Source organism: Fructilactobacillus sp. X2R1C1 (assembly GCF_059901435.1).
This window is the reverse complement of the sequence record NZ_JBWXUV010000038.1, coordinates 1-398: the sequence shown is the minus strand read 5'-3', so window position 1 is coordinate 398 and position 398 is coordinate 1. Positions and strand designations below refer to the sequence as shown.

At 36.2% G+C, this 398-nt stretch carries 1 protein-coding gene; it reads right to left on the bottom strand.

What is annotated here, in order from left to right:
* Positions 1-398 (bottom strand): BspA family leucine-rich repeat surface protein (locus AC6UDG_RS07390; protein WP_500706947.1); only part of this gene is annotated, 398 nt, incomplete at both ends.

The following is a 398-nucleotide window of genomic DNA, read 5'->3' as shown; positions in this document are numbered from 1 at the left end:
AGCCATATCAGTTACATGACTGGTATTAAAACTACTTACATCTAATCCTTCCAATCGATAAGTAGATTGGAACATGCTGTGCATTACTTGAGCACTATTAGTATTTAGCTTGTTTATACCGTAGATACGCTTCAAAAATTGATCATCTTTAAACATGTTATAGAATCTAGTTACCTTTGATGTATCAATGCCACCAAGGTTTACATATTCAAGTTTAGTTCCGGTCATTCCATCCAAACCAGCGTTGGTGTAAAACATAGCATCCATGTCGGTTACATTACTGGTATTCATTCCCGTCAAATCAACCGACTTAAGTGCATGGTTGTCTAAGAACATATTGGTCATTTTGGTACAGTTCGAGGTGTCAAGGTTGTACAAGTTTTGATAATCTTGAACAC